Origin of the sequence: Streptomyces bottropensis ATCC 25435 (genome assembly GCF_000383595.1) — a bacterium.
GTDB lineage: Bacteria > Actinomycetota > Actinomycetes > Streptomycetales > Streptomycetaceae > Streptomyces > Streptomyces bottropensis.
The window spans coordinates 1,551,159-1,569,631 of the sequence record NZ_KB911581.1; the positions used below are offsets into that span (position 1 = coordinate 1,551,159).

Genomic DNA, 18,473 nt, shown 5'->3' on the forward strand with positions numbered 1-18,473 from the left:
CAACACAACGGCGCGGGGTGGAGCAGCTCGGTAGCTCGCTGGGCTCATAACCCAGAGGTCGCAGGTTCAAATCCTGTCCCCGCTACTGAAGTTGAAGGCCCGGATCCTCCAAAGGATCCGGGCCTTCGACGTGTTGGCGGGGGGATCCGGGGAATCTGTGTTTCACTTGTCGCTCTGTGGGCATGTCGACAAAACGCTGTAGTGACCTCAATGGCTGCGGTATACCAGGTGTACCCAGGTTGCAGGTGGTGCGACGATGGACGTTATGGGGGACAAGGCAACTCTGTTGGAGACAGGGCGGTTTGCGCAGCCTGCCGACTTTGCGCTGCCTGCCGGCCTTGTGGTGCCCGCCGAGTCCGCCGCGTCGGTCGAGTCCGTGCGGGCGGAGGACGAGGACGAGACGGGGGACGCCGTAGAGGAGGCGCGTCAGCGGCTCGCCGCCGAATCCGGTGACGCCGAGGCGATGAGCGTCCTCGGAGCCATGCTGCTGCGCCGAGGCGACCTCGACGGGGCCGAGCCCTACCTGCGGGGCGCCACCGCCGCCGGAGACCGTGCGGCCGCCAACAACCTGGGTGTCCTGCTGCACCAGCGCGGGTACGCCGACGACGCCGCCGGCTGGTGGCGGGTCGCGGCCGTCGCCGGTTCGGCCGCCGCCGCGCACGCGCTCGGCCGGCACCACCGCGAGCGCGGTGACGAACCGGCCGCCGAGTACTGGCTGCGCCAGTCCGCCGAGCAGGGCCATGCCCTCGGTGCGTACGCCCTCGCCGACCTGTTGGAACACCGCAGCGACCCCGCCGCGGAGCGGTGGATGCGGGTCGCCGCCGAGCGTGGGCACCGCGAGGCCGCCTACCGGCTCGCCCGGGCGCTGGACCGGCTCGCCGAGCTGGAGGAACGTGCCGCGGTGCGTGAGGGGCGCAGAATCGCGCGCGCGGCGTTCGAGAGCGGTGGCGCGGGCCGTGAGGCCACCCGTGAGGGCCGTCCCGTCGTGCGGGAGGGCCGCGCCGGCGTGCGCGCGGGGGAGTCCGGCGCCGACAACGGTGTCGGGGCCGCCGCCGAGGAGGCCGAGCAGTGGTACCGCCAGGCCGCCGCGCGCGGCCACCGGCGGGCCGCGCTGCACCTCGGGGCGATCCTGGAGCGGCGCGGGGAGCTCAAGGAGGCCGGCCGCTGGTATCTGACCTCCGCCAAGGACGGTGAGCCGCGCGCCGCGTGCGCGCTCGGGTTCCTGCTGCGGGACGCGGGCGACACCGAGAGCGCGGCCGTGTGGTGGCTGCGGGCCGCCCAGGACGGCGACGGCAACGCGGCGAACGCGCTGGGGGCGCTGCACGCCGAGCGCGGTGAGACGCAGACCGCCGAGCGGTGGTACCGCGCCGCGATGGACGCCGGTGACGTCAACGGGGCGTACAACCTCGGGCTGCTCTGTGCCGAGCAGGGGCGGACCGCCCAGGCCGAGCAGTGGTACCGGCGGGCCGCGTACGCCGGGCACCGCGAGGCGGCGAACGCCCTGGCCATCCTGCTGCTGCAGGTGGGGGACGCGGCGGGGGCCGAGCCGTGGTTCTCCAAGGCCGCGGAGGCCGGCAGTGTGGACGCCGCCTTCAACCTGGGCATCCTTTTCGCCGGGCGGGGCGACGACGGGACGGCGCTCGTCTGGTACGAGCGGGCGGCTGCCGCCGGGCACACCGAGGCGGCGCTCCAGGTCGCCATAGCGCGGCTGCGGGACGGTGACGAGCGGGCCGCCGAGCGGCATCTGCGGCGTGCCGCCGGCGGGGGCAGCGCGGAGGCCGCGTACCGCCTGGCCGCCGTGCTCGACGCCCGTCGGCCGCCTGTTCCCGCGCATGGGCTGGGGGAGCCGGTGCGGGAGAAGAACGAGTGCGAGGAGTGGTACGAGAGGGCCGCCTCCCAGGGCCACCGGCGGGCGCAGGTGCGGGTCGGGATGCTGGCGGCCGGGAGGGGCGACGTGGTCGAGGCGGCTCGGTGGTATCGGGCCGCGGCGGAGTCCGGGTCGCGCAACGGGGCGTTCAACCTGGGGCTGCTGCTCGCCCGCGAGGGGAGCGAGCCGGAGGCCGCGTTGTGGTGGGCCCGGGCCGCCGACGCGGGGCACGGGCGGGCGGCTTTGCGGCTCGCCCTCGTCTACGCGCGTCGGGGGGAGCTGGTGGAGGGCAAGCGGTGGGCCGACCGGGCCGTGGCGCTCGGGCCGGCGGAGGTCACGGACCGCGCGGCGCGGTTGCGGGACGCGTTGCGGGACGAGTTGTCGGCGTAGTCGCCGGCCGGCTCCGGACGGGGTCCGCGGGCTGGTCCTTAATGGATTTGCGCTGGTCGATGGGCGTGACGTAGTGTTCTGTTCATCGCCGCGGGGTGGAGCAGCTCGGTAGCTCGCTGGGCTCATAACCCAGAGGTCGCAGGTTCAAATCCTGTCCCCGCTACTGAAGACCTAGGGCCCGGAACCGATCAGGTTCCGGGCCCTAGGTGTATGCCCCCGGCCGTTCGGCGCCGGGGGCTTTGTCATGTGTCGCCGGGGGCTAGGCCGCCGCGCAGGTCGGGCACACGCCTCGGTAGGTGACCTCCACGTCGGAGACGGCGAAGCCGAAGCGCTCGGAGGCGGGGAGGTCGGCGAGGGGGTTGCCGGTGGGGTGGACGTCCCTGATCGTGCCGCACCGGGCACAGACCAGATGGTGGTGCGGGCGGTGCGCGTTGGGGTCGTACCGCTTGGCCCGCTTGTCCGTGGCGACTTCGAGCACCTCACCGAGGACGACCAGCTCGCCCAGGGTGTTGTAGACGGTCGCCCGGGAGATCTCCGGCAGCTTGGCGACAGCTCGCGTGTGCACCTCGTCGGCCGTCAGGTGGACGTGTTCGCCGTCGAGGACCTCGGCCACGACACGCCGCTGTGCGGTCATGCGCCATCCGCGTCCGCGCAGCCGCTCCAGAAGGTCACTCATACCGGTCAGCGTAACAGTCTGGGCGAACAGTTCCCGAACAGGTGTGACTTTAGAGCTTGCCTTGACCTGGAATTGGTCCAATGTAGGATCGGAAGCAATGTGGGCGGGATTCTGCTCGGCCGAGGTGCTCGTCGACGCGTCGGCCAAGGCTTCGGCAAGCGCCTGGAGGCCGCCGTCCAGGCCCTGTGCGGCCCACCGGGGTTGGACCGCTTGTCGTGGGGGAGGGGCCGGGATCTCAGTCCGAGATCCCGGCCCCTTCGCGCGTGCGGGGCCGCTCAGGCCGTCGCGTGCTGTCGGGCCGGGGTCCAGCAACGGATGATGTCGCGGACCGAGACGATGCCGATCGGGGCGCCCTCGTCGAGGACGATGAGATGGCGGAAGCCGCCATGGGTCATGGCGCGGGCCGCTTCCTCCAGAGTCCAGGACGGCGTGGCGAACACCACGTCGGTGGTGGTGTGGGCGTGGGCGCGCTCGGCGTCGGGGCTCTGGCCGAGGCCGACGGAGTTGAGGACGTCGCGTTCGGTCAGGATCCCGAGTCCGCCGGCGTCCGGGTCGAGGACCACGGCCGCACCGATCCGGCGGGCCGACATCAGTGCGGCGGCCTGCCGGAGAGTGTGATCGGGACCGATGGTGAGGACCACTGTGCTCATGGCGTCGCGGACGAGCATGGAGTTCAGCCACCTCCTAGGGCACCCCGGTGACGATTGGTTCAGGCCCGGCGCCGGAGGCGCCAATTGAGCGCTGCACAAGTTCACAAGAGGGGGACTCCCAATGTGGCAGGCAAAGCGGAGGTCAACAAGGGGGCGTGCGTGGTCAGTTCGGGGCGCCCCGGGATCACTCCGGGATCCCGCGCACCGGACGGTGACGGTGGGAGGAGGCAGGAGGCGACAGAAGGCGGCGGCCCGTGGCGCGACGTGGCGGGAGGCCGGCAAGCCGGGGCGGAGCCGGACGAGGGCGGCGGAACCGGGCTAGTGGCGCTCGTTCAGGTATCCCAGCAACTCGTCGTGGAGCAGACCGTTCGAGGCCGCCGCGTTGCCGCTGTGCGGGCCGGGGCGGCCGTCGAGGCCGGTGAAGGTGCCGCCCGACTCGGTGACGATGATCGCGTTGGCGGACATGTCCCAGAGGGACAGTTCGGGTTCGGCGCAGATGTCCACCGAGCCCTCGGCGACCATCATGTACGGCCAGAAATCGCCGTACGCGCGCGTCCGCCACACCTCGCGGGTCAGGTCCAGGAAGCCGTTGAGGCTGCCGCGCTCCTCCCAGCCACTGAGGGAGGAGTACGCGAAGGACGCGTCCGACAGCTCGGCGACGCGGGAGACGCGCAGGCGGGAGGCCGAGCTGAGGCTGCGGCCCGTGAAGGCGCCGTGGCCCTTCGCCGCCCACCAGCGGCGGCCCAGGGCGGGGGCGGAGACGACACCGACGACGGGCTGGTAGCCGCCCTCGGCCGCCTCCATCAGGGAGATCAGGGTGGCCCAGACGGGGACGCCCCGGACGTAGTTCTTGGTGCCGTCGATCGGGTCGACGACCCAGCGGCGGGGGCCGGTGCCGGCGAGCCCGAACTCCTCGCCGAGGATGGCGTCCCGGGGGCGGGCGCGCTGGAGTTGGCCGCGGATGAGTTCCTCGGCGGCCTTGTCGGCCTCGCTGACCGGGGTCATGTCCGGCTTCGTCTCGACCTTCAGGTCGAGGGCCTTGAAGCGGGCCATGGTGGTCGCGTCGGCGGCGTCCGCGAGGACGTGGGCGAAGCGGAGGTCGTCGAGGTAGTCGGCCATGTGGCGAACGGTATCTGTCGAGGTCGGTACGGGGCTACAGGGGGCCGGGGGCGGCTCGGGGCACGGGGGCGGGGCTGCCGATCGGCCGGCGCTCCGGCGGGCGGGAGCGGGGGTGGGCGCGGTCGGTTCGCCGGCCCGCGAGCTTTGTCGGCCCGCGACGGGGGAGGCCGATGCCCCGTACGGGTGCGGGCAGGTCCGTGATCATGTGGGCTCCGGCGTGAATGGTCCCCCGTGGCCGTGGGCACACGAGGGGGAGCCACCGACGGGGGTGGAGGTGCCTTTGCCGAGGTGAGGTCGGTGCGTGCCGCGCGCGCCGGCCGGCGCGCGCCCCAGCGGGCCGCCGCGAACTCTTGACAGTGACTTGATGCGCGTCAAATCTGAGGGCCAGAGCCGCCCACTCGCTTGTTAGGGAGGCGATGATGCCTGCAGCGCGGGAATCCTTGTTGGACGCCGCATACACGGCGCTGATGCGTCGGCCGTGGTCCGCCGTGCGCATGGTGGACGTGGCGGCGACGGCCGGAGTGTCACGTCAGACGCTGTACAACGAGTTCGGCAGCAAGGACGGACTCGCCAGGGCGCTGGTCCGCAGGGAGGCGGACGGCTATCTGGCGGGCGTCGACCGGGCACTGGCCCTGCCCGCGGACACCCGGGACAGGCTGGCCGCGACCGCCGAGTGGACCGTGCGGGCCTGCCGTAGCAACGTGCTGGTGCGGGCCATGCTCACCGGCTGCTGGAGCGAGCGGCTGCCCTCGCCGTCGCTCACGGCGGTGGCCTCGTCCTGCGTCGTGCCCGCCCAGCGCCGCGCGGACGGACCGTTGCCCGCGCCCGCCGACTTCGTGGCGCTGGTGCGCGAACGGGCCGTCGCAGCCCTGGCCCCGCCCGGCACTCCCCGGTCGGACGCGGGGGAGTTGGCCCGGTCCTGCGAACTCGCCGTGCGGCTCGCCCTGTCCTGCGTGGCGGCGCCCCCGGGAGAGGGCGGGGTCGCGGAGCTCGTGCGGACCACGCTGCCCCGCCAGCCCAGCCGGTCCCTCAACCACCTGTAGCCGACGCGGGACCGTGCCCGCCGCGCCGCGAACTAATGCGCGGATCCCGACAGTTGCAGACCCACGACCCCCACGATCACCAGGCTGATCGAGACGATCTTCAGGGTCGAGACGAGGTCGCCGAGGAAGACCATTCCGTAGATCGCGGTACCGGCCGCGCCGATGCCCGTCCAGACGGCGTAGGCGGGGCCGACGTCGAGCTTCTTCAGGGAGAGGGTCAGCAGACCGAAGCTGCCGAGGGCGAAGACGCAGAAGGCGACCGTGGGCCAGAGTCTGGTGAAGCCGTGCGAGAGTTTCAGACAGACGGCGAATCCGGTCTCCAGGAACCCCGCCACGACCACCAGCAGCCACGCCATGTCTCGTCCTCCCGTGTCTCCACGTTCCGTGACCGCTTCGTGTGCTCTCGTCCGGTCGGGCTCCGACTTGGTGCGATTATGCACTTACCGGGTAGAGAGGGGCGCAAACAACGCGGAGGTCAGTCGCCTTCCCGCCGTTCGCGTGTCGAGAGCAGCCTGCGCAGGGAATAGAGCCGGGCCGGGTCCGCGTGACCGTCCGCCACCCACTGGTCCAGCGCGCAGTCCGGCTCGTCGTGACCGCACGCACGCGGGCAGCCCTCGGTGCCCGGCACCAGATCCGGGAAGGCGTTGATGACCCGCGAGGGGTCGATGTGGGCGAGACCGAACGACCGTACGCCCGGGGTGTCCACCAGCCAGCCGCCGTGCGAGTCCGCCAGGGGGAGGGCCAGCGCCGAGGTCGTGGTGTGCCGGCCGCGGCCCGTCACCGCGTTCACATGGCCGGTCGTACGGCGCAGGTCCTCCGGGACCAGGGCGTTGACCAGGGTCGTCTTGCCCACGCCCGAGTGACCCACGAAGGCGGTGATCTTGCCGTCGAGGTGTTCGCGCACGTGGTCGGCGGTGTCGTCGGCCTCCAGTTCCTGGCGGCTCGTCACCACGTACGGGATGTCCAGGTGGCCGTAGAGCTCCAGGAGTTTGTCGGGCGAGGCCAGATCCGACTTGGTCAGGACGAGGAGCGGGTCCAGGCCGGCGTCGTAGGCCGCCACCAGGCAGCGGTCGATCAGACGGGGGCGGGGTTCGGGGTCGGCGAGGGCCGTGACGATGGCGAGTTGGTCGGCGTTGGCGACGACGACGCGCTCGTAGGGGTCGTCGTCGTCGGCCGTGCGCCGCAGTACCGACGTGCGGTCGGCGATGCGGACGATCCGGGCGAGGGTGTCCTTCTTGCCGGAGAGGTCACCGACGAGGGCGACGTTGTCGCCGACGACGGCTGCCTTGCGGCCCAGTTCCCGGGCCTTCATCGCGAGGACGACGCGGTCCTCGACGAGACAGGTCAGCCGGCCCCGGTCGACGGTGAGGACCATGCCCTCGGCGGCGTCCTCGTGCTTCGGACGGATGTGCGTACGGGGACGGTTGCCCTTGCGGTTGGGGCGGCTGCGGATGTCGTCCTCGTCGGTGTGCTTGCCGTAACGGCGCATGATCCCGGTCCGCCCGTCAGTTCTTCCCGAGCATCCCGGTCCACAGGTCGGGGAAGTCCGGCAGGGTCTTGGCCGTCGTCTCCACGTTCTCGATGCGCACACCCTCCACGGCCAGGCCGATGATCGCACCGGCCGTGGCCATGCGGTGGTCGTCGTACGTGTGGAAGACACCGCCGTGCAGGGTGCGGGGGCGGATGTGGAGGCCGTCGGCGGTCTCGGTGACGTCGCCGCCGAGTTCGTTGATCTCCTTGGTGAGCGCGGCCAGCCGGTCCGTCTCGTGCAGGCGCAGGTGGGCCACGCCGCGCAGTGTCGAGGGTGAGTCGGCGAGGGCGGCGACCGCCGCGATGCCCGGGGTCAGCTCGCCGACCTCGCTCAGGTCCACGTCGATGCCGTGGACCGAACCGGAGCCGGTGAACACCAGGCCGTACTCGGTCAGCTCGCAGGTGCCGCCCATCTCCGTGAAGATCTCGCGGAGTTGGTCGCCGGGCTGGGTGGTGCGCGAGGGCCAGTCCGGGACGACGACCTTGCCGCCGGTCACCAGGGCCGCCGCCAGGAAGGGCTGGGCGTTGGACAGGTCCGGCTCGATCGTCAGGTCGCGGCCGAGCAGCGCGCCCGGCGTGACCCGCCAGACGTTCGGCTCGCCGCCCGACTCCGGGGTGTCCACCTGCGCGCCGACCGAGCGCAGCATGTCGACGGTCATCCGGATGTGGGGCAGGGAGGGGAGGGTCGCGCCGGTGTGGCGGACCTCCACGCCCTGGTTGAAGCGGGGGGCCGACAGCAGGAGCGCCGAGACGAACTGCGACGACGAGGACGCGTCGATCGCCACCGGGCCGCCGTCCAGCGCGCCGCTGCCGTGGACCGTCAGCGGAAGGGCGCCGCGGCCGTCGTCGTCGATCCGGGCGCCGAGGACGCGCAGGGCGTCGATCACGCCGTGCAGCGGGCGCTCGTAGGACCGGGGATCGCCGTCGAAGCGGATGGGGCCGTCGGCGAGGGCGGCGACCGGGGGGAGGAAGCGCATGACCGTGCCGGCGTTGCCGACGTCCACCGTGGCCGGGCCGTGCAGGCCGGTGGGCAGGACGCGCCAGGCCTCGCCGGAACCGCCCGCGCCGGAGGAGCTGGACGACACGGTCTCCTCGATGCCGACGCCCATCGCGCGCAGCGCGGCCGCCATCAGGAGCGTGTCGCGGGAGCGCAGCGGGCGGCGCAGCCAGCCGGGCTCGCTCGCGAGCGCGGCGAGGACGAGGGCGCGATTGGTGACGGACTTGGACCCCGGGACGTGGACCGTCGCGTCGACGGCTCCGCTCGCGTAGGGGGCGGGCCAGAGGGCGGGCTGTGCGTTCAGGGCCATGCGGCCCACTTTAATGGGGGTTGGCTCCGCCCGGATCCGCCGGTTGACATGCGTCGTCGGTCCGGTGCGCCTCCGTCGTGGCAGGTCGGGTGGTTCCCCGCGCCGCCCGCGCGCCCCCCGCGCCCCCTGGGCCGCCGGGGGTCACAGGTGCAGCAGCCAGCGGCCGCCGCCCGTCAGTGCGCACAGCGACACCACGTGGAACATCACGAGCCACACGGTCGCCGGGACGTGGGTCAGGCGGGAGAGCTGGTCCGCGTCGGAGTCGCCGGCGCCTCCCCGACGGCGCTTGGCCTGGAGTTCGAACGCCGGGCGTACGCCTCCCAGCAGCAGGAACCAGACCACCGCGTAGGCGAACGCCGCCTGGATCTGGGGGCCCGCCAGCCACGAGACGACCACGAAGGTGCCGCCGGTGAGGACGACCGTGAGGGCGCCGTAGGCGTTGCGGATCATGACGAGCATGGCGATCAGCAGGATCGTGGCGAGCCACAGGAGGAGGGTGATGCGGCCCGATCCGAGGAGGGCGGCGCCGCCGAGGCCGAGGAGCGGCGGAGCGGTGTAGCCGGCGGCCGCGGTGAGGATCATGCCGAGGCCGGTGGGCCTGCCCCGGCTCACCGTGAGGCCGCTGGTGTCGGAGTGCAGCCGGATGCCGGTCAGGGTGCGGCCGGTGAGCAGCGCGACCAGACCGTGGCCGCCCTCGTGCGCGATGGTGATGGCGTTGCGCGAGAGCCGCCAGACGCCGTGCGGGACGATCGCCGCGAGCGCGGCGACCGCGGTGGCTATGACGACCCAGAGATCGGGCTCGGGCTGGGTGCCGAAGACCTCGTCCCACAGGCCGGCCAGCGAGGTGGCTGCGGTGCTTTCCATGTTCTGCGGTGGCTCCTCGGGGTCGCGATCGACGGGCGCCGGCGGGTGGCGCCGTCGTCGGGGTGGTGGTCGGGTGACGGGTGGGCCTGGCAGTGTGGCACTTATGTGCGGACGGTATGCGTCGAGTCGTAGGCCCGAGGATCTCGCAGGAGTCTTCGAGATCGAGAAGTGGGAGCCGGAGGAGTCCTTGGAGCCCGACTACAACGTGGCTCCCACCAAGGAGGTCTACGCGGTTCTGGACCGTCCTGTGAAGGACGCCGACGACAAGCGGCCGGTTCGCCAGCTGCGCAAGCTCAAGTGGGGGCTCGTCCCCTCCTGGTCCAAGAGCCCCGAGGGCGCCGCCCGGATGATCAACGCCCGCGCGGAGACCGTGCACGAGAAGCCGTCGTACCGGCGGGCCTTCGCCACCCGGCGCTGCATCCTGCCCGCCGACGGGTACTTCGAGTGGGTCACCGGCACGGGGGAGCGGGAGCTGGAGGTCGAGGGGAAGAAGAAGCGGCCGCGCAAGCAGCCCTACTTCGTGCTCCCGGCCGACGGGTCGGTCTTCGCGATGGCCGGGCTCTACGAGTTCTGGCGGGACCGGACGCTGCCGGACGACCATCCGCGGGCCTGGTGGGCGACCTGTTCGGTGATCACGACGGAGGCCGAGACGTCCCCGCTGGCGGTGTCCCCCGAGGACGGCCCGCGCGCGCTGGCCGAGATCCACCCCCGGATGCCGCTGATGCTCACCCCGGACCGCTGGGACAGCTGGCTCGATCCGGCACGTACGGACGTGGACGATCTGCGCCGGCTGCTGGAACCTCCGCCCGCCGGGCTCATGCGCGCCTACCCCGTCTCCACCGCGGTCAGCAACGTACGCAACAACGGGCCGGAGCTGCTGAAGGAGCTGGAGGGGCCCGAGGAGGGCACACTCTTCTGACGTGAGCGAGATCGAGGCAGCGGCGAAGAAAGAGATCGACACGGAGGCCGGTACGGGCCGCGTCAGCTGGTACGAGGCGGCAGGAGCGACCTGCGTCCTCGCTGTCGGCCATGGTGCCGGCGGTGGTGTCGAGGCCCGTGATCTGCGGGCCCTGGCCGCCGTGCTCCCCGCGCACGGAGTGAGTGTCGCCCTGGTGGAGCAGCCGTGGCGGGTGGCCGGGAAGAAGCTGGCGCCCGCGCCGAAGACGCTGGACGTGGGCTGGCGGGGACTGTGGCCGGCGCTGGCGGAGCCGGGACTCCCGGTGATCGCGGGCGGGCGCAGCGCCGGGGCCCGGGTGGCCTGCCGTACGGCGACGGAGCTGGGCGCGGTGGCCGTACTGGCGCTGAGCTTTCCGCTGCACCCGCCGGGCCGGCCGGAGAAGTCGCGGGCCGACGAGCTGCTCGGTGCCGGCGTGCCCACGCTCGTGGTCCAGGGCGGGAACGATCCGTTCGGGAGGCCGGAGGAGTTCCCGGAGGGCTCCTACGGGCTCCTGGAGGTGCCGTACGGCGATCACGGGTTCGCCGTGCCGAAGCGGGCGCCCCTCGGGCAGGAGGAGGCGCTGAAGGTGATCACGGACGGCGTCGTGGAGTGGATCGCGTCACTCGGATGACGGTGCGGGTGGGGGCGGGAATGTCGAGCGGCGTGCCCCTGTTGTGCGGATCAGACAGCGCGAAAAGACCGTGCTGACCGCCGTACGAGAGGAAGTCCGCCGCATGGGTTCGACCTATTGCCCGAGCCGCAGCAGCCGCGCTGACCTGGACTGGACGGTGCTCCACGCGGCCAAGAGCGGCCCTGTTCGGGCGGCGGCGGGCATGGATCGTCGTCTATCCTCCGATTCTGGTGGTACCGGTTTCGGTATCGCACAGACGCTGGAGGAGGTGGGTCCGGTCACTGGGACCGACGCAGGGACCGAACGGGGCCAGGCGGAGCAGCCCGAGGGCACCGAGACCGCCGCGGAGCGCAGCGCCCGGTTCGAGCGGGACGCCCTGGAATTCCTCGACCAGATGTACTCGGCCGCGCTGCGCATGACGCGCAACCCGGCCGATGCCGAGGACCTGGTGCAGGAGACGTACGCGAAGGCGTACGCGTCCTTCCACCAGTTCCGTGAGGGCACCAACCTGAAGGCCTGGCTGTACCGCATCCTCACGAACACCTTCATCAACTCGTACCGCAAGAAGCAGCGCGAACCCCAGCGCTCCGCGGCCGAGGAGATCGAGGACTGGCAGCTGGCGCGCGCCGAGTCGCACATGTCGACCGGCCTGCGTTCGGCCGAGTCGCAGGCGCTCGATCACCTGCCCGACTCGGACGTGAAGTCGGCGCTGCAGGCGATCCCCGAGGAGTTCCGCATCGCGGTCTATCTCGCGGATGTCGAGGGCTTTGCGTACAAGGAGATCGCCGACATCATGGGGACACCCATCGGTACGGTGATGTCCCGGCTGCACCGGGGCCGCCGTCAACTGCGCGGCATGCTCGAGGACTACGCCCGTGACCGCGGGCTCGTCCCGGCCGGCGCCGGAGAGTCGAACGAATCGAAAGGCTCGGGCTCATGAGCTGCGGAGAGCCGCATGAGACGGATTGCAGCGAGATCCTCGATCATCTCTACGAGTTCCTCGACCGGGAGATGCCCGACGCCGACTGCACCAAGTTCGAGCACCACTTCGAGGAGTGCTCGCCCTGTCTGGAGAAGTACGGGCTCGAACAGGCCGTCAAGAAGCTGGTGAAGCGGTGCTGCGGGCAGGACGACGTGCCCACGGATCTGCGCGCCAAGGTGATGGGCCGGATCGATCTGATCCGGTCGGGGCACACGGTGCCCGACCACGACGTGACGGCGGCCTCGCCGGTCACACCGCGGGAGAGCTGAGCACGCGAGCCCGCCTCGCGAACGGCCTGGGGGCCGTTCGCGAGGCGGGCTCCGTCATGGGCACGCGGTGGGGTGAACGGGCTCAGACCTCAAGGCCGCTCTCGATGCGCTTCAGGCCGTGCCGGGCCAGTGCCAGGTTGCTGCGGGAGCGGTCCAGCGCCAGGTAGAGGAAGAGCGATCCCTTGCTGCTGGTCAGCGGGCGTATCAGGTGGTACTGCCGGCCGAGTGTGATCAGGATGTCCTCGATCACGTCGTGCATGTCCAGCGAGGCCAGCGTGCGCATCTTGGCGCGCACCACCTCGGTGTTGCCGGCCGCCGCGAGCTCCAGGTCGAGGTGCTGCCCGCCGCCGAGGGTGCCGAGCGACATGCCGCTCTCGTAGTCGACCAGCGCGACGCCGACCGCACCGTCGAGAGCCATGGCTTCCTTGAGCGCCGTCTCGATGTTCATATTGCTGCCCCAATTCCTCAGTGCTGCTGACCGGTCACTGTCCGGCCAACTACGATCGACGCCAGTGACCTACCGGTCACAAACATCAACTTTTCGCCTTGTTATGGAAGTTGGCGTTCAAAGTACTGCGCGGCGCGTGAACGTGGAGGGCGAATGGGGGGACTTGAGGAAACGAAGCCTGCGCTTCAGACCTCCTTGGACCGGCTTCTCGACTCTCCCGGTGTCGTCGGCGTCGCCCTCGTCGACGCGGTCACGGGTCTCACCTATGCCACGGCGGGTGACGCCGCCGAGGCGGGTACGGGAGCGGAGTGCTCCGATCTCGCCACCCTCATCTCCGAGCGGCTCGGCGCGGCGGGAGCCGAGGGGGAGTTCGAGAGCGTGGTCATGACCAGCGGACGTCGCCAGCAGGTGCTGCTCACCGTGGACCGGTCGGCCGGAGACCCGCTGTTGCTGGCGGCCGGTCTCGACCGCGACCGGGCGAACGTGGCCCTGGCGCTGCGCAGCCTCGGCGACCGGGCCCGTGAGGTGCTGGCATGAAAACACCCTCGGCGCGCAACGTACCCGCGCTTCTGCAGGCCCTGCACCAGGAGGGCCATACCGGTACGGTCCAGGTCTCGGGCTCTCCCGGTGGCACGATTCACCTGCGGGACGGCCTGATCGGCGCGATCGAGACACCGGGCGCGCCGACCGCGACGTCCGCGCTGCTCTCCTCGGGCCGCATCGACGACGACGCCTGGCTGGCGGCCTGCGCGGCCGAACCCGACGCCGACCGGCTCGACGCGCACCTGGCGGCCGCCGGTCTGATCGGCGCCGCCGAACTGGAGGTCGTCTGCACGGCGGCCGTGTTCGACGGGGCCTTCGCGATGGCGCTCAGCCCGCCCGGCGGCTGGGAGTTGACCGAACGGCAGCCCACCCTCCTCGCCCGGCCCGGCGTCGAGCCGCGTCGGCTGGCGGAGGAGACCACCCGCCGCATGGCGCTGCTGACGCGTATCTGGGGCCCCGCGAGCGAACTGGCGCGTGCCCGGCCCGAGCCGGTCACCGGCCACGGCTTCGCGGAACACGACGGCCGGCTGACCCGGCGCCATCGCGACCTCGTCGAGAGCGCGAACGGCCGCCGCACTCCGCGCGACATCGCCTTCGCCCGGGGGCGCGGCCTCTACGCGGTCATGCTGGACCTCGTCCGGCTGGAATCGCTGCAGGCGGTCCGCTGGCAGCACAGGGCCGAGCCCGACGGCCGGCCCAGCACGGCGCCCCGGATCCCGCAGGGGCCGCCGCCGTCCGAGGAGCCGTCACCGAGAGCCGGCCCCCTGCCCAGACGCAGGCCCGGCGGAGGCTCTCCGATCGGAGACCTCGGAGCGAAGGACGGGTAGTGAGCCCCGACAAAGACCCGGCCCGTAAGCGCCGCATACGCAGCAAGGCCGCCCGCCTCCGACGGCGTTCGGCCCCCGGAGCGGCCGCGGACGACCGCCCGGCACCACCTGCCGGAGCCCGGCCGGCCACCGTACCCGTCCCCACGACCGACGGGCGACCGCCGGCCGCCGAACCGGGTGGCGCGACGGCCGGACAGCCGCCCGACGTGTCCGTCCCCGCGACCGCGGAAACCGGCGCCGGTGGCGGTGCCACGGCCCCGGCGACAGGCGCCGGTGGATCCGCCACGGCCGCGCGGACCGGCGCCGGTGGCGGTGCGGCGCAATCGCCCCCGTCACCCGTGCGGGGCGCTGCCGCGGGACTGCCCCCGTTACCCGTGCGGGGCGCCGTGCCGGGCCCCGTGACCGCCGGGGAGGGGGCGTCGGACGCCCCGGCCGTGCCGCCGCCCTTCCTGCCCCTGCCCCTGCTGTCGGCCGAGGAACTGCTCGCCGACCGGCCCTCCCTCGACATGCTGCGGCGCGTCCGCCGCGGGCTGCGGGCTCTCCCCGAGTCCGACGGGCATCTCTCCGACTGAGGGGTGCCGTGACCCTCCCGCACGGCATCCACCGTGCCCGGCAGACCCCTGCCGACCGGACCGCACACCCACCGCAGACATCTGGACCAAGGAGCACGTGCCCATGACCGCACACGCATCGACCGAATCGCTGACCGGCATCCTGGCCTCGCTGCGTGACCGGGTGATGGGCGTCGCCGAGAGCGTCCTGTCCACCGTGGACGGACTCCTCGTCGTCGCCGACGTGGACAAGGTCCACCCCGAGTCCGTCGCGGCTCTCGCCGCCGCCACCCTCGGCGTCAGCCGCCGCATGGCCGACCAGTCCGGCGTGGGCGCGCTCCGCGAGGTCGTCGTCCGCTGCGGTTCCGGGCACGTCATCGTGGTCGCGGTCGGTGAGCGCACGCTCCTGACCGTCATGGGCGACGACGGCCTCGACTTCGCCGCCTTCCAGCGCGAGTCCCCGGCGACCGTGGAACAGCTCACCAAGGTGCTCGCGGCGGACGTGGCGCACTGAGGGGTGTCGACGGGTTCGCCGACCGCCGGTGCGGTGCCGGCCGTCGGATCCCGTCGTCGCCCGCGGGGACCGGCTGCGCGGGCCACCGGTCCTGTGCGCTTCCCCCCCGCTCACCGAGCGGCCCTCGTTTCGCAGGCATACGAGGCGAACGTCCGGGCAGCAGGGCCGGAGGGCCGCTCGCCGCGGGTGAGGGGGGAGCCGTGGCCGACGGGAGGCGCGCGACTTTCACCCGGACGTGGTGGAATCGCTCGCGAGGTACGGTCGGGAGACTGTCTGACCCTTCCCGCGGTGGGGTAACCCATGGGTAATGAGCGGCCCTCCACGCGGTCGTGGTTGGATGCGAGGGAGAGGGTGTACCGGGGGGCGACGGCCAGCCCACTCCGACGGAACTGGCAGGCGGGAACCGTAACTGGCAGGCGGGAATCGTGAGGATCTTCGGCAAGGGACGGCATCGGCCCTCCGCCTCTTGGCGGCAGGCCACCGATCGTGCGTTCACGCTGATCGGTGACGGTCGGTACGAGGACGCGGGCGCACTGCTGACACGTGCCGCGGACCTGGAGCCGTGGCTCTCCGAGTCCTGGTTCAACCTGGCCCTGCTGCACAAGTTCCGGCACGACTGGGAACAGGCGCGGGCCGCAGGTCTCAGGGCGGTCGCGCTGCTCGACCGGGAGACCGGGGCGCCCGACTGGTGGAACGTGGGCATCGCCGCGACCGCGCTGCAGGACTGGCCGCTGGCCCGCCGCGCCTGGCAGGCGTACGGCCTGCGGGTGCCCGGCGGCGCGTCCCGGCCGAGGCCCGGCAGCGGCCCCGGGGACAACGGCGAGCCGGTGGGCATGGACCTCGGCAGCGCGGCCGTACGGCTGTCACCGGAAGGTGAGGCCGAGGTCGTGTGGGGGCGGCGGCTCGACCCCGCCCGGATCGAGGTGCTCTCCATTCCGCTGCCGTCGTCCGGGCGGCGCTGGGGCGAGGTCGTCCTGCACGACGGGGTGCCGCACGGGGAGCGGACCACGGCCGTGGGGCACGCGTATCCGGTGTTCGACGAGATCGAGTTGTGGGCGCCCTCTCCCGTGCCGACGTGGGTGGTGCTGCTGGAGGCCGCGACCGAGGCGGACCGGGACGCGCTGGAGCGGCTCGCGGCGGACGCCGGGTTCGCGGCGGAGGACTGGTCGTCGTCGGTGCGGTTGTTGTGCCGGCTGTGCTCGGAGTCGCGGATGCCGTCCGACGAGGGGGACGGGGAGCATCTCGATCCGCACGACCACAGTGAGCCGGGGCATCCCGGGCCGCTGGGGCATGTGACGGACGGGCAGTTGTGGGCGCCGGAGCGGGAGTGCGGGGTGGCCGCGCCGGCCTCGCTGGTGCGGGGGCTGCTGGACGGGTGGGTGGCCGACAGCCCGGATTCCCGGGACTGGCGGGATCTGGAAGAGGTTTGTTAGAGGCTCGCCGTTCACTTTCGGCCACGGGTTCGTCGTGGTCGCTCGCGCGGTTCTCCGCGCCCTTACGGGGCGCCCCCTGAGCGGCGCGATCCCCGTACCCTGTATCAGCATCACCATTCCCTGTTTTTCTAGGAAGGCGTACGTCTGTCATGGCCCAGCAGGACACCGATCAGCAGCGCGAGGGCGTGCTCCCCGTCGACGACGAGGGGTTCGTCATCGACACGGAGGACTGCGAGGAGCGCGAGCAGGCGTACCGCGAGCGCGGCACCTCGCTGCCGATCACCGTGGTCGGGAACCCGGTGCTGCACAAGGAGTGCAAGGACGTCACGGAGTTCGGTGACGAGCTGGCGAAGCTGGTGGACGACATGTTCGCCAGCCAGCGCACGGCGGAGGGCGTGGGCCTGGCCGCCAACCAGGTCGGCGTCGACCTGAAGGTGTTCGTGTACGACTGCCCGGACGACGAGGGCAAGCGGCACACCGGTGTGATCTGCAACCCCAAGCTGGTCGAACTGCCCGCCGAGACGCGCCGGTTGGACGACAGCAACGAGGGCTGCCTGTCGGTGCCGACCGCGTACATGCCGCTCGCCCGCCCCGACTACGCCGAGGTCACCGGGCAGGACGAGAAGGGCAACCCGATCAAGGTGCGCGGCACCGGGTACTTCGCGCGCTGCCTGCAGCACGAGACCGACCATCTGTACGGCTACCTGTACATCGACCGGCTCTCCAAGCGCGACCGCAAGGACGCGCTGCGGCAGATGGCCGAGAACGAGCCCCGCTACCCCGTGGTCGCGAACGACTGAGCCGCGCGCCGGGCCCGCACCGTGAGCCGGGGACCGGTCCTCAGGCCGCCTCCGGGCCCCGGAAGGTCCGGCGGTACGCCTGCGGGGTCGTGCCCAGCGACTGCACGAACTGATGGCGCAGGGCGGCGGCGGTACCGAAGCCCGCGCGCCAGGCGATGCCGTCCACCGTCTCGTCCGTCGCCTCCAGCAACCGCTGGGCCAGCAGCACCCGTTGACGCAGGATCCAGCGGTACGGCGTGGTCCCGGTCTCCTGCTGGAAGCGGCGGGCGAACGTGCGGGGGGACATGTGCGCGCGGGCGGCGAGCTGCTCGACGGTGACCTCCTCGTCGAGGTGCTGATCCATCCAGACGAGCACCTCGCCCACCGTGTCGCACTGAGAGCGAGGCAGCGGTCGCTCGATGTACTGCGCCTGACCGCCGTCCCGGTGCGGCGGCACCACCATCCGCCGGGCGATCTTGTTGGCCACCTCCGGTCCCTGCTCCTTGCGGACGATGTGCAGACACGCGTCGATGCCGGCCGCCGTGCCCGCCGAGGTGATCACCGGGTCCGCGTCCACGTACAGCACGTCCGGCTCGACCACCGCCCGCGGATACTGCCGGGCCAGCTCCTCGGCGTGCTTCCAGTGCACCGCGCAGGGCCGCCCGTCCAGCAGTCCGGCCGCGCCGAGCACGAACACCCCCGAACACACGCTGAGCACCCGGGCGCCCCGGTCGGCGGCCCGCCGCAGCGCGTCCAGCAGTTCCGGCGGGTAGTCCCGGTGCACATAGCTGTCGCCCGCCGGTACGACGACCAGGTCGGCCTCTTCGAGCCGGTCCAGCCCGTACGGCGTGGAGACCGTGAACCCGGAGGGCGTCCGCAGGGTGGAGCCCTCCGCCGAGGCGACCGCGAAGTCGTACACCGGCAGGCCGTCGTCGCTGCGGTCGAGGCCGAAGACCTCGCAGACGACACCCAGTTCGAAGGGATGCACGCCCTCCATGAGGACGGTGGCCACGTTTTTCAGCATGCTGCCAGTGTGCATCGGAAGTGGCAGGAATTCGAGGGGGTGCGGCAGTCCTGCCACTGTTTGCCAGGAGCGTTCGGCGCGAAAGTGGT

General features: G+C 72.2%; 21 protein-coding genes and 2 tRNA genes. 14 read left to right on the forward strand and 9 right to left on the reverse strand.

The window, feature by feature from the left end; translation table 11 throughout:
* Positions 1 to 11: 11 nt before the first annotated feature.
* From STRBO_RS0106970 to STRBO_RS0106980, 3 genes are all read left to right on the forward strand, one after another.
* Positions 12 to 85: transfer RNA gene (locus tag STRBO_RS0106970), tRNA-Met, on the forward strand.
* A gap of 171 nt (positions 86 to 256) precedes the next feature.
* Positions 257 to 2,257 (forward strand): tetratricopeptide repeat protein, encoded by a 2,001-nt coding sequence (locus STRBO_RS0106975; RefSeq protein WP_028796516.1) that lies wholly within the window; start codon positions 257 to 259, stop codon positions 2,255 to 2,257.
* An 89-nt stretch (positions 2,258 to 2,346) separates the two neighbouring features.
* Positions 2,347 to 2,420 (forward strand) — tRNA-Met (locus tag STRBO_RS0106980).
* 96 nt (positions 2,421 to 2,516) lie between these two features.
* Here the strand turns inward: STRBO_RS0106980 and STRBO_RS0106985 are convergent.
* From STRBO_RS0106985 to hisN, 3 genes are all read right to left on the reverse strand, one after another.
* Complete coding sequence (locus tag STRBO_RS0106985) at positions 2,517 to 2,933, reverse strand: Fur family transcriptional regulator (RefSeq protein ID WP_005480466.1); 417 nt, start codon at positions 2,931 to 2,933, stop codon at positions 2,517 to 2,519.
* Between the two features lie 275 nt (positions 2,934 to 3,208).
* A complete protein-coding gene (locus STRBO_RS0106990; RefSeq protein ID WP_005480464.1) occupies positions 3,209 to 3,601 on the reverse strand; it encodes a CBS domain-containing protein in 393 nt (130 codons plus the stop codon).
* Between the two features lie 300 nt (positions 3,602 to 3,901).
* Positions 3,902 to 4,702: a histidinol-phosphatase gene (gene hisN, locus STRBO_RS0106995; protein ID WP_005480462.1), complete on the reverse strand. Its 801-nt coding sequence runs from the start codon at positions 4,700 to 4,702 to the stop codon at positions 3,902 to 3,904.
* A gap of 416 nt (positions 4,703 to 5,118) precedes the next feature.
* On the opposite strand from hisN, the gene STRBO_RS0107000 reads away from it, so the two are divergent.
* The gene (locus STRBO_RS0107000; RefSeq protein WP_028796517.1) at positions 5,119 to 5,745 is read left to right on the forward strand and encodes a TetR/AcrR family transcriptional regulator; all 627 of its coding nucleotides are present in this window, start codon (positions 5,119 to 5,121) and stop codon (positions 5,743 to 5,745) included.
* 32 nt (positions 5,746 to 5,777) lie between these two features.
* Here STRBO_RS0107000 and STRBO_RS0107005 read toward each other — a convergent pair whose 3' ends face one another.
* From STRBO_RS0107005 to STRBO_RS0107020, 4 genes are all read right to left on the reverse strand, one after another.
* Positions 5,778 to 6,101 (reverse strand): DMT family transporter, encoded by a 324-nt coding sequence (locus tag STRBO_RS0107005; protein ID WP_005480459.1) that lies wholly within the window; start codon positions 6,099 to 6,101, stop codon positions 5,778 to 5,780.
* Between the two features lie 119 nt (positions 6,102 to 6,220).
* Positions 6,221 to 7,234: a ribosome small subunit-dependent GTPase A gene (rsgA, locus tag STRBO_RS0107010; RefSeq protein WP_005480458.1), complete on the reverse strand. Its 1,014-nt coding sequence runs from the start codon at positions 7,232 to 7,234 to the stop codon at positions 6,221 to 6,223.
* 16 nt (positions 7,235 to 7,250) lie between these two features.
* Positions 7,251 to 8,582, reverse strand: coding sequence for a 3-phosphoshikimate 1-carboxyvinyltransferase (gene aroA, locus STRBO_RS0107015; protein WP_005480457.1), 1,332 nt, complete (start codon positions 8,580 to 8,582; stop codon positions 7,251 to 7,253).
* A gap of 141 nt (positions 8,583 to 8,723) precedes the next feature.
* A complete protein-coding gene (locus tag STRBO_RS0107020) occupies positions 8,724 to 9,446 on the reverse strand; it encodes a M50 family metallopeptidase (protein WP_005480455.1) in 723 nt (240 codons plus the stop codon).
* 103 nt (positions 9,447 to 9,549) lie between these two features.
* On the opposite strand from STRBO_RS0107020, the gene STRBO_RS0107025 reads away from it, so the two are divergent.
* The 4 genes from STRBO_RS0107025 (at position 9,550) to rsrA (ending at position 12,265) form a co-directional block, all read left to right on the forward strand.
* Positions 9,550 to 10,365: an SOS response-associated peptidase gene (locus STRBO_RS0107025; RefSeq protein ID WP_005480454.1), complete on the forward strand. Its 816-nt coding sequence runs from the start codon at positions 9,550 to 9,552 to the stop codon at positions 10,363 to 10,365.
* Position 10,366: 1 nt separating this feature from the next.
* Complete coding sequence (locus STRBO_RS0107030) at positions 10,367 to 11,014, forward strand: alpha/beta hydrolase family protein (RefSeq protein WP_005480453.1); 648 nt, start codon at positions 10,367 to 10,369, stop codon at positions 11,012 to 11,014.
* 268 nt (positions 11,015 to 11,282) lie between these two features.
* Positions 11,283 to 11,954 (forward strand): RNA polymerase sigma factor SigR, encoded by a 672-nt coding sequence (sigR, locus tag STRBO_RS0107035; RefSeq protein ID WP_020113984.1) that lies wholly within the window; start codon positions 11,283 to 11,285, stop codon positions 11,952 to 11,954.
* A complete protein-coding gene (rsrA, locus tag STRBO_RS0107040; protein ID WP_005480448.1) occupies positions 11,951 to 12,265 on the forward strand; it encodes a mycothiol system anti-sigma-R factor in 315 nt (104 codons plus the stop codon). Before sigR ends, rsrA begins: the two co-directional genes overlap by 4 nt.
* 82 nt (positions 12,266 to 12,347) lie before the next feature.
* Here the strand turns inward: rsrA and STRBO_RS0107045 are convergent, their stop codons facing one another.
* Entirely contained in the window at positions 12,348 to 12,713 is a 366-nt protein-coding gene (locus tag STRBO_RS0107045; RefSeq protein WP_005480440.1) for a hypothetical protein, read from the reverse strand.
* 195 nt (positions 12,714 to 12,908) lie between these two features.
* Between STRBO_RS0107045 and STRBO_RS0107050 the strand changes: the two genes are divergently transcribed.
* From STRBO_RS0107050 to def, 6 genes are all read left to right on the forward strand, one after another.
* On the forward strand, positions 12,909 to 13,250 hold the full coding sequence (locus tag STRBO_RS0107050; RefSeq protein ID WP_005480439.1) for a hypothetical protein: 342 nt from the start codon (positions 12,909 to 12,911) through the stop codon (positions 13,248 to 13,250).
* A complete protein-coding gene (locus STRBO_RS0107055) occupies positions 13,247 to 14,083 on the forward strand; it encodes a DUF4388 domain-containing protein (RefSeq protein WP_005480438.1) in 837 nt (278 codons plus the stop codon). Before STRBO_RS0107050 ends, STRBO_RS0107055 begins: the two co-directional genes overlap by 4 nt.
* The gene (locus STRBO_RS44455) at positions 14,083 to 14,655 is read left to right on the forward strand and encodes a hypothetical protein (protein WP_237547577.1); all 573 of its coding nucleotides are present in this window, start codon (positions 14,083 to 14,085) and stop codon (positions 14,653 to 14,655) included. Before STRBO_RS0107055 ends, STRBO_RS44455 begins: the two co-directional genes overlap by 1 nt.
* A 103-nt stretch (positions 14,656 to 14,758) precedes the next feature.
* Entirely contained in the window at positions 14,759 to 15,148 is a 390-nt protein-coding gene (locus STRBO_RS0107065; RefSeq protein WP_020113986.1) for a roadblock/LC7 domain-containing protein, read from the forward strand.
* A gap of 425 nt (positions 15,149 to 15,573) precedes the next feature.
* Complete coding sequence (locus tag STRBO_RS0107070; protein ID WP_005480435.1) at positions 15,574 to 16,581, forward strand: tetratricopeptide repeat protein; 1,008 nt, start codon at positions 15,574 to 15,576, stop codon at positions 16,579 to 16,581.
* Between the two features lie 149 nt (positions 16,582 to 16,730).
* Positions 16,731 to 17,381, forward strand: a complete 651-nt coding sequence (gene def, locus STRBO_RS0107075) for a peptide deformylase (protein WP_005480434.1) — start codon at positions 16,731 to 16,733, stop codon at positions 17,379 to 17,381.
* A gap of 40 nt (positions 17,382 to 17,421) precedes the next feature.
* Here the strand turns inward: def and STRBO_RS0107080 are convergent, their stop codons facing one another.
* Positions 17,422 to 18,384, reverse strand: a complete 963-nt coding sequence (locus STRBO_RS0107080; RefSeq protein WP_028796518.1) for a GlxA family transcriptional regulator — start codon at positions 18,382 to 18,384, stop codon at positions 17,422 to 17,424.
* Positions 18,385 to 18,473 lie beyond the last annotated feature (89 nt).